Below are 10,631 nucleotides of genomic sequence, written 5' to 3'. Positions count from 1 at the left end.
TGGAGTTAATGGAAAATCAGCGTTTGAAATCTGGAAAGAAATTCCTGGAAACGAAACAAAAACTGAGGCAGATTATGCCGCTGCAATAAAAGGTGAACCTGGAGAAAATGGAGTAGCTTCATTCGTACCAACTGTAATTACGGGGCATAATATTGCAACTTATACAGATGCTTCTGGTCAACCAGCGGCACTTAAGGAAACTGTAACATCATTGACTTATGATAGTGCAGCGAAAAGTTTAGTGTATGGTGATGAAAATGGTACAATGAATAGTCTTTCTTTGACTGAGTTAGTTGGAAATGCAGAAACGATAACAACTTTAGTGCATAATCCTACAGCGAAAACATTGACATTTAATGGCGAAGGACAAACGACATCAACAATTAATCTTAAGGATATAACCACTACAACTCCATCTACTGTTTTAGAAGTTACTGGAGGGAAAGGAGCAACATTTGCACCAGCAACTGTTAATATCGTACCAGCAACTGTTGAAGGTCAGGTATTAACTACGACTGGAACCGGTACTGATGCAAAAGTAGAATGGAAAGCGCCTGTGGCAAGCAACGTAATGGGGATTAAAGTAATTAGTTCAGACTATATTGTCACTGCAGCTGATTACACTGTAATAGCTTCTCATTTGAATAGTGATATTAAAATTACTTTACCAGATGCTGCAAGCAATGTAGGTAGGGTATTGGTAATCAATCAAATCGATATTGAAAGCGATTCAGGTGCAAAAGTAGCGGTGAAGTTTAATACAGAAGTCATCTATTCTGATACGGTGAGCAAAAACCAAATTATCTCAGATTACTATTCAACTAGTACCGGAGGAAGTTTGAAAGTGACACTGCAATCAGATGGAGCTAACTGGTATGTGATTTCATTCATGTAATAGTTAAATTATAAACTCAGTTTACAGGTTGTTACTTGTTTAACAACCTGGAACTGAAGTTTTAAAATCACAAATTAATCTAACTCTTTTAAGAGATTTAATATAAAACTAGTAATAAGAATTTTAGAATTTCCTTGACTTATGATAGTGTTTTAGTATAAAAACACGAGAGAATGTTAAAGTGGTTTTATCATAATATACTGATTAATAGTTTTTTAATGTACCTTTATGTTGTAAATGGATACCATTTTAAATTAAAGTGTACTTGAATAAAGAGATTTATTCTCAGATAAAATCGAATAAGTATAAATGTAATTTAAGAACTAATGAAAAATAATCTATTTAGTCTTTGGCTCTTCTTATTGGCTGTTTTCTTTACATCCAATAGTAGTGCGCAGGTTACCTTAGGAAACACAAATGGTATTCCTAAAACCGCTGAAGCATTTTCAGCACTTGAAGTAATTAGTAATGGCAAAGGAGGATTGCGTTTACCGCAATTGACTACTGCTCAAAGAAATACTTTAGCACTTGCTGCTATTTCTGATCCAAGTAAAAAAGGATTATCAAACGGTCTTTCAATTTATAATACCACTACAAATTGTGTGGAATATTGGAATAGCAATCGTTGGATTAGTTTATGTGAAGGCACAAGCCAGACTACGATAAGTCCTCAGCCATGTACAAATGTAGCGGCTGATGGAACAGGCTGCGACCAGACGTTTACGGTAGCAGACCCGGATTGTCCTAATGGACCTTTTGCAATGGCGATCGTAGCAGGAAATGAATATGCTATGTTAAGCGATGTAAATGCGAATGCTGGTACATTTAAAGTAAACTTTAACCAAAATGATTCAGTAACACCTCACTCCGTATTAGTGAGAGTTACAAATTCTTGTACAAACCAATACAAAGATTTTATCTTTATGCAAAATGGGGTAACCTGTGAAGCATTAGGAACTGCGCCAGCAATCAGCCCGGGCAATAGTACTTTAAATTTATGTAAAGGTGGTGCTGTATATTTATCAGTGCCTGTAGATAGCGCTAATTTAGATGAAATTATCTGGACTCGTAACGGTATTGAAGTAGCGCGTGGAGTTAATTATTATGTAGCCACTTTAAATGGTACGTATAACATTTCTCTGGGTGCAGCTGGCTGTAATGTAAGTGCCAGCAATGAGCGAATTATTAAAGAATCAGGAACGGCTCCTTCAATTATCAGTACCATTATTGCTTCAAATAACGGAATGATTTGCGGACCAAGCGGTACTATCACTTTAACAGCAGTAGGAGCTTCTGGTGCAGTTGCATGGTTTAAAAATGGAATTTTAGATACTTCTAAAACAGGTGCAAAAATTACGCTAACAGGAACTGCAGATGCAGGAGACTGGTTTGCAGCAGCGGGCAACGGTGGTTGTTACAGCAAACCTTCCAATACAGTTTCAGCAATAGTAGTAATTCCTACTGGAACTCCAATTACAATTACTGCGGCTAACGTATTAGTAAATAATACGCCTATTAATCTGGTAAATTCTTTTTGTTCCGGAGGAAGTTTAATACTAAAAGTAAATAACCCACAAGCGGGAGTTTCTTATACCTGGTATAATGATGAAACTATCATTACCAGTCCATATATGATTCCTGCAGGACAAACTAGCATATTACTTCGTATGGTGGCAACAGATAATAGTGGTGCCGCTTGTCCGGTTGAAACAAGAAGTAATGAAGTATCTATTACAGGCGGTTCAGCTCCGGGAACTCCTACTATTACAGGAAATGGAGTAATTTGCGATGGCGCAGCAGACTTAACCGTGGTACCAAAAGAAACGGGTAATTTCACTTATCAATGGTATAAAAACGGTACTTTAATACCAGAAACTACGCAAACTATTACAGCAACAGAGCCGGGTGCAGTGTATACTGCAACAGTTACAAATGTTAAAGGGTGTATAAGTGGAATTGCAACAAAGAAAATTGCAACTGAAGTATCTAGTATGCCGGTATTAAGCTGGGTAACAACCAGTACTACAGCAAATTTTGGTGATAAACTTACTTATCAGGTGGCTATCGAAAATGGACCTGCAACTTATGCATGGTCAGTAGACGGTGGGGCAACTTTTATTGGTACAGGTGCAAGTATTAGTGTGACTTATCCTTCAAGCGGTACTACAGTTAATATTAAAGTTAAGGCAACCAATGCTTGTGGTACTTCTGAGGAAATAAATAAAACAATTTTATTGAGTGCTGCATGTCCAACACCTGTAGTGTCTGCAGCTTCCCAAACCACTTTTTCTACTGTTGCAGGTTACGGAGTACAGGCAAAGGTTGCAGTAAGTAATGGTAATCAACAAACGTACCAATGGTATACTAATACAACGGCTTCTACTACTGGTGGATCAGCCCTTAGCGCTGCTACAAGTGCGACAGTTAATTTTGTTCCTGCAACAGCAAGCCCTGCTACTGTTTATTTATATTGTGTGGTAACAAATGGTTGTCAGGGTAACTTCCAAGGAACTTCTCCTTTATTTACAGTAATTGTAACTCCAGATCCAAGTACCCTTACTCCGGGTTCAGGTATATTTTCAGGAAAAACATGTTTTGATATCAATAAATCTAATTACGGTGGTGAATGTGGAACACAAGTGGGGCGTAATGCTAATATGACTAATTTTCAGACACAAAATGTACAGCCTTACGTGTTTACCGCAAGTGCAACAGGTACAAAGAAAAACCTTCGTTTTGTGATTGTAGATCCTTTGGGTGCCGTGCAAAGCACCAATGCTGACGCTGTAGCAATTCCCGGACCGGTAAGCGACAGTAAGGTGGTAACCCTTTCAGTTACCTATAAAACAACATTGAGTGATGTGGGAAGTATTGTTTATGGCACAACTACTTCTCAGGCAGTAAATGTAAAAATTTATGCAGTATATAATGATGGTACTAACGATTTTTCTGTACCGGTAAATGTAAAAATTCAGGATTGTGCTTGCTGTGGAGCATTTGTAGCAGCAGGAGTTTGGAAAAATTTTATGTGTCACAACCTTGGTGCTGATGAAAGTGCAGATCCTAACACTCCATCAATTAGTATAAATGGTGCCTATTACACATATGGAACACATGATCCTGCAGCAAAAGCACCACAAAATGGCGAAGGAAAATTACCTAACTACAATAAGTATTTCTATGCAAACTACGATGCATGGAGTGATACTTCAAGAACAGCTAACGATCCTTGTCCTGCTGGATACAAAGTACCTAGCAAAGACCAGTTGACAGGAATAACAAAAAATAATACCATTTCTCGTGTAGGTTCATGGAATGTGGGTATAAATAACTACAATTCAGGTATAATGTTTGGAAGCTCGTTGTTCTTACCAGCTTCTGGTTTGTATGAGAACGCTACAAATAGCACCTCATACCGTAACCAAAATGGATATTATTGGTGCAGTACTGGTATGGCAGGTGGCTACAACCAATCATCATATTTATTTTATTTTAATAGTACTATGACAGTTATGATGGATAGTGGCCGTAATATTCCATATTCTGTACGTTGCATAGAAGAATAAGGAATAATTTTGCTATTCCCTACCAGCATTTTTTTGCAGGGAGGGAATAGTTTTTTTAATAGTATCATTATGAAATTTGCTATACTTTAAACAGCATCTTTTTTCTTAAAAAGAATAAACTTGAAAATTAATAAATAATAGCACAAATATGAAAAATATTTTTATAGTGTTAATAAGCATTTGTTTAATAAGCAGTATAGAAGCCCAAACAATTCATTTGTCATTGCCACATTTTGGAGGCAAGGATTATACTTACGCAATTACTAAAGGCGATAAAAAGGATACTATTATAGCAAAAGGTAAACTTGACAGTAAAGGGAAGACAGTATTGAAGTTGCCACTGTCGCAAAAAGGCTATGTGGGCATGTCATCTTTCCAACTTAAAGAAGGAGGGGGAATTGATATAATAATAAATAACGAAAATTTTACGATAAGCTGTAACGAAGCACAACCTACTTTAGATAACATAAAATTCGTAGGATCGCAAGAAAATGAATTTTTGATAAAACAATATCAAGAGCAGCAGCAATTACTTGAAAAAGCTAGCGTTATAAATGCAGCTTTGCAACTCTATGCAAAGGAGGAAAGTCTTTATCCAGGTCTGGAAACAGAATATGGAAAATTAAAACAGCGTTTTAAAGCTGTTCAGTTGGATACTGAACAAAGCAAACTTTACGCATCGCGATTCATTGAAATCAATAATTTTTTGATGGGTATAGGCAGTAGCCTGGATCAAAACGAAACAGAGAAAAGTCAGCAGTACAGGGATTTTTTTCGAAACAAGGTCAATATGGAATGGCTTTACACTAGTAATTTATGGAGCCCTGTTATTTCAAGTTGGTTTACAATGCATAATAATGTTGTAAAAAATGACAATCTTTTAGTGGAAGATGCTAAGGCTATATTAGAACGCATTCCATCAAAACCGGTATATACTTCATTTGCAGATAAGCTTGTGGTTATGCTATCTAAGGCAGGTAAAGACGAACTGGTAAGTTCTATAGGAACCTATATTGGAACATCAGGAAAAATTGAAAATCCAGGACATAATTTATTAGCCGCTATGGGAGGACCTCAAACCGGCATGAAAGCTCCTGAACTGATATGGAAAGAAGGAAATTATAGTTTTGACAAAAAGCAAAAAACATTATTAGTGTTTTATGAAACAGGCTGCAACAATTGCGATAACGAAATCAATCTCTTAATAGGTAATTACCAGGAACTTCAGAAAAAAGGGTATGAAATAGTGACAGCAGCCTCAGATGTAGATCCTGCAGAATATCAAAAAAATGCAGACCGTTTTCCGTGGAAGAAAAAATTCAGCGATTTCAGAGGGCAGGCTGGTTATAATTTTATCAGTTTTGGTGTCATTGGCACCCCAACCATTTTTGTAATCGACGAAAACGGAATTATTACAGGGCGTTATGCCCATCTCGCAGATGCGCATATTTTAAATTAGATAATTAAATAATTAAATTTTTGGAGAGCTTACACATTTTGTGAGCTCTTTTTTTTTGCACAACTTTTCAATGAATCGGGTAGGCTGGGATACTCCGAAACACTGTATGTTTAAGCTGCAACAGCTATTTTTTAAAGCCGGAACTCTGTTTTTTCATTTTTTTGAAACGCATTACTAAGAGTGCTATGGAAAGATATAAGTTGCTTGTTGATAATCAAGTTTTTCAATAAGTGTCCCTGAATAAAAAGCACTGATTTTATTGTCTTTATTTAATACATCAATGACTTTTAAGGGATAAGCAAGCTTTGCTATTAACCTAATTTTGTCTTCTAATTTTAAGATGCAATTTTTAGAAAAAAGTTAAAAAAATATGTATGAAAAATAATTTCTGTAAAATAGATAACCAACCCAATTTAATTTTGTTAAATGGTAAAGGTTCACTTTATGCAATAGGCCTTCTTGTTGGTCTATTGAGTTATCAAAAGACACAGGCACAATTAATTAACAAAGGGGATGTACAAATAGCAGACAAAACCATTGTTTCGGTTTATATGGATTATGAAAATGAAACTTCAGGTGATTTTGTCAATGACGGTAATCTGTATATTTTCAATAACTGGAATAATAATGGTAAAGTATCTTTTACAAAAGAAAAGTTTGGCAGCACCTTTTTTACCGGATCACAGCCACAACAAATCTCCGGATCGACAATAGCCACCTTCAAAAACATTGTGTTTGACAATCTGGCTTCCGTAGTTCCCTTTGATCTTAAAACAACAATTGAAGTAGCAAATACGACTGACTTTCAAAATGGAATTGTCAATGCAGCTGACTACGATGGTAAAGTGATTTTTGATGAAAATGCCTCACATTTAAATGCAGGAAATCAAAGTTTTATAGATGGAATGGTGCAAAAAAAGGGAAAGGCAATGTTTGAATTCCCTATTGGAAATCAGCTGTATTTTAGGCCATCATACGATGCCTCGTCTTCTTCTGAAAAAAATACATTCAGTACTCAATATTTTTATCAAAATTCAGATGTTCTTTATCCTCATGATAAAAAAGAGGAAATAATTTTAGCAATAAACGATGCCGAATACTGGAAAGTTACACAAGACAGCGGTGATGAAAAAATTGTACTGAGTTTAACTTTAGACAGAGCAACTACTCCCTCGGCATTTTTTGACAAAGATGCAAATACAGAACTGGCAATAGTACGCTGGGATGAAAAACTGCAAAAATGGATGAGTTGCAAAGGAGAATTGAGTGATCCAAGCCAAAGTAAAGTTTATGAACAACTTTTAACCTCACAGGTTACCGGTTACGGAATTTTCACCATGGCAATTGTTAAGAAAACAGACGATGGCCCAACTGATCTGATTGTTTACAATGCTGTGTCTCCTAATGGGGATGGAATTAATGATAGTTTCCATATAAAAGGAATAGACAAATATCCAGACAACGAAGTTGAAATTTATAACCGTTGGGGAGTTAAAGTTTTTGAAACAAAATCGTATAACGAATCAGATAACATGTTTAGAGGATATTCAGATGGACGTGCTACTATAAATAGAAATGAAAAACTTCCAACAGGAACTTATTTCTACATTTTAAAATATAATAATACACAAAGGGTAGTCGAAAAATCGGGCTATCTGTATATAAATAATCAATAATTAAATCAATAAATAGAACGTAATAAAAAGATATAATGAAAAAGCATTTTTATATAGTATCATTATTGTTTTTAGGCATTCTCGGGGCTTCTGCGCAACAGGAATCGCAATATTCTCAATACATGTACAATACTATGACTTTTAATCCTGGTTATACAGGTTCAAGAGAAGTTTTAAGCGCCATGGCGCTATACAGGACACAATGGGTGGGTTTAGATGGAGCACCAAAAACGATGAATTTTTCAGTTCAAACGCCATTAGGATATCATGGTAATGGATTGGGTTTAAATATAGTAAGTGATCAAATTGGGCCAACAAAAAATACCGGTTTTACAGTTAACTACGCTTACACTATTATGCCGTCAGATGAATTAAAAGTTTCATTTGGTATCTCTGGAGGTTTTGACAATTTTGAAGTGGATTACAATAAAACAAATCGTGAATATGAAGATCCGACTATGACAGGGGTGGAATCTCAATTTTCGCCTAATGTTGGGGCAGGGGTTTATTTTCACACTTTTAAATGGTATGCGGGAATCTCTGTTCCTAAATTATTAAAAACAAACTTTTATGATGATGTTGCAGCATCTGTATATTCAACAAAAGCCCATTATTACTTTATGGGAGGATATGTTTTTGATATTAATCCGTATTTAAGATTTAAACCTGCAGTCTTGGCTAAGTTTGTTGTGGGCGCCCCTGTTGCGGTCGATATGTCGGCTAACTTCTTGATCAATGATAAATTAACGCTTGGAGCAGCATACCGTTGGGATGCAGGTGTTAGTGGTTTAGCTGGTTTTCAGGTAACAGACGGTATTCAAATAGGATATGCATATGATCGCGATATCACAAATCTTGGAAATTATAATTCAGGATCTCATGAGATATTTTTAAGATTTGATTTGTTAAGTAAATCTAAAACCAGACTAGTTAGTCCAAGATTCTTCTAATAACTCTTAATAAAAATAAGATGATTTATAAAAAAATAAAAATTGCTTTTGTTTTTCTGATAGTATGCGCGCTGCATGTTAACAATGTTGCAGCTCAGAGTAAAAAAATGGAAAAAGCAAATGAAGCTTACAATAAATTTGCTTTTATAGAAGCAGCTAAATTATATCAGGAAGAAATAAAAAAAGGTACTAATACGGAGGAACTTTACATGAAGCTTGGTAATTGTTATTACTATAACGGAAATTATCCGGAAGCCGCACAATGTTATGCAAAAATTGTAACACCATCAAATGATATTGATCCGGAATACTATTTTAAATATGCTCAAGCCCTAAGTAATGGCCACGATTATAAACTAGCCGAAGCAGTAATGAAAATGTACTACACAAAAACGGGTAAAAAAGATAAAAGTGAAAGTTGGGGTGAGACAAAATTATTAGCGGAACTTAAAAAACAATCTGAGCGCTATGATGTTAAAGCTGTAGAACTGAACTCACCATTTTCAGACTTTGGAACTTCTTACTTAAATAAAAGTAAAGTAATCTATTCATCAGCAAAAGATACTGGTGTCGTTATCAAACGTAAACACAGCTGGAATGATAAATCGTTTTTGAAATTGTACACAGCCGATGTTACAGTTGATGGAGGATTACAAAATCCGGTTCTTTTAAAAGGAGATGTAAATACACGATATCATCAAAGTACTCCCGCAATAACAAAAGATGGTAAAACGATGTATTTTACCAGAAATAATTTTTTTGGCGGAAAGCTGGGAGAGGATAAAAACGGAACTACTTTCTTAAAAATTTATGTGGCACAAAATGTTAATGGCGAATGGACCAATATAAAGGAACTTGGCTATCCTGTTAATAGCGATGCTTTTTCATCTGCGCATCCTGCATTGAATGCTGACGAAACAGAATTATACTTTGCATCAGATCGTGATAACAAATTTGGTAATTCAGATTTGTATAAAGTGAGTCTTAAAAAAGGTGGTTTTGTTGGGAATGACATCACCAAATTAGGAGATGAAATTAATACATTAGGTAGAGAGACGTATCCTTTTATTGATGCTTATGGAGTATTATATTTTTCTTCAGACGGTCATCCAGGCTTTGGAGGTTTAGATGTATTCGCAGCAGTCAAAGATGAAGCGGGCATTTATCATGTTGTAAATGTTGGAGACGGCGTAAACAGTAATGCAGATGACTTTGCCTATACTTATAAGGCAGAAAATAAAAAGGGTTATTTTTCTTCTAACCGTGGCGGCAATGATGATATTTATGGTTTTATCGAGAATGAACCAATTTCTTTTGACTTTGAAATTAAACCAATAGCCTTTGGTACGCTGAAATATCTAAACGGACAACCGGCAGAAAGTGTAACTATTGATCTTTATGATGATCAAAATGAAAAAGTGAAAACATCCTATAGTGACAAAGAGGGTAAATATTCAATTAGTTTGCTGCCTTATAAAGATTATAAAGTAGTATACACTAAAGCTGGAATTACTGGAAAAGAACAAATTATTCCTTCTTTTAAACCAGGAGAAAAACGAGAATATTCATTTGATTTTATCAATGAGATGGAGGTAATTGTTGATAATGTGGTAGTACCAATAGCTGAAGGTGATGATCTTTCAAAAACGCTTCTTTTAAACCCAATTTATTTTGATTATAATGGTTATAAAATTAGAGAATCTTCTAAAGGAGAATTGAATAAGGTAGTTGAAGTATTAAAGGTTCGCCCTAGTCTTTCTATCAAAATCAATTCACATACGGACAGTAGAGGAAAAGATGATTTTAATATGAAATTATCTCAAAACAGAGCTAAATCTACTATGGAGTATATCATAGCACATGGAATTGAAAAAGGACGCGTAAGTGCTGAAGGATATGGAGAAACCAGGTTAATAAATAAATGTTCAAATGGTGTACCGTGTACAGAAGCGGAACATCAGCAAAACAGACGTTCAGAATTTATAATTGAGGTTAATCACAAATAATCATTTGGTCTGAACCCCATTTTAGTTGAACATATTTTAAATAGAAACGGGTATCTTTTGAGATACCCGTTTTCAAGTT

At 35.2% G+C, this 10,631-nt stretch carries 6 protein-coding genes; all 6 read left to right on the top strand.

Annotated features, from left to right (window positions below):
* The coding region (locus FLP_RS25445; protein WP_425307111.1) for a hypothetical protein at positions 1-895 on the top strand (895 nt) is incomplete at its 5' end.
* Between the two features lie 326 nt (positions 896-1,221).
* A complete protein-coding gene (locus FLP_RS08655) occupies positions 1,222-4,461 on the top strand; it encodes an FISUMP domain-containing protein (RefSeq protein WP_083195833.1) in 3,240 nt (1,079 codons plus the stop codon).
* Positions 4,462-4,609: 148 nt separating this feature from the next.
* The gene (locus FLP_RS08650) at positions 4,610-5,920 is read left to right on the top strand and encodes a peroxiredoxin family protein (protein WP_065449117.1); all 1,311 of its coding nucleotides are present in this window, start codon (positions 4,610-4,612) and stop codon (positions 5,918-5,920) included.
* A gap of 374 nt (positions 5,921-6,294) precedes the next feature.
* Positions 6,295-7,596 carry a T9SS type B sorting domain-containing protein gene (locus FLP_RS08645; RefSeq protein ID WP_065449116.1) on the top strand — a complete coding sequence of 434 codons (1,302 nt, stop codon included), beginning with the start codon at positions 6,295-6,297 and terminating at the stop codon, positions 7,594-7,596.
* A gap of 35 nt (positions 7,597-7,631) precedes the next feature.
* Complete coding sequence (locus FLP_RS08640; protein WP_065449115.1) at positions 7,632-8,546, top strand: PorP/SprF family type IX secretion system membrane protein; 915 nt, start codon at positions 7,632-7,634, stop codon at positions 8,544-8,546.
* A gap of 107 nt (positions 8,547-8,653) precedes the next feature.
* Complete coding sequence (locus FLP_RS08635; protein ID WP_165606657.1) at positions 8,654-10,552, top strand: OmpA family protein; 1,899 nt, start codon at positions 8,654-8,656, stop codon at positions 10,550-10,552.
* Positions 10,553-10,631: the final 79 nt, after the last annotated feature.

Origin of the sequence: Flavobacterium piscis (assembly GCF_001686925.1) — a bacterium.
GTDB classification, from domain to species: domain Bacteria; phylum Bacteroidota; class Bacteroidia; order Flavobacteriales; family Flavobacteriaceae; genus Flavobacterium; species Flavobacterium piscis.
This window is presented reverse-complemented; position numbering and strand designations above follow the sequence as displayed.

Bases quoted from the DNA above. Each gene is read 5' to 3' on its own strand.
- FLP_RS08645 (WP_065449116.1), top strand. From the start codon at position 6,295: ATGAAAAATAATTTCTGTAAAATAGATAACCAACCCAATTTAATTTTG.
- FLP_RS08655 (WP_083195833.1), top strand. From the start codon at position 1,222: ATGAAAAATAATCTATTTAGTCTTTGGCTCTTCTTATTGGCTGTTTTC.
- FLP_RS08635 (WP_165606657.1), top strand. From the start codon at position 8,654: ATGGAAAAAGCAAATGAAGCTTACAATAAATTTGCTTTTATAGAAGCA.
- FLP_RS08640 (WP_065449115.1), top strand. From the start codon at position 7,632: ATGAAAAAGCATTTTTATATAGTATCATTATTGTTTTTAGGCATTCTC.
- FLP_RS08650 (WP_065449117.1), top strand. From the start codon at position 4,610: ATGAAAAATATTTTTATAGTGTTAATAAGCATTTGTTTAATAAGCAGT.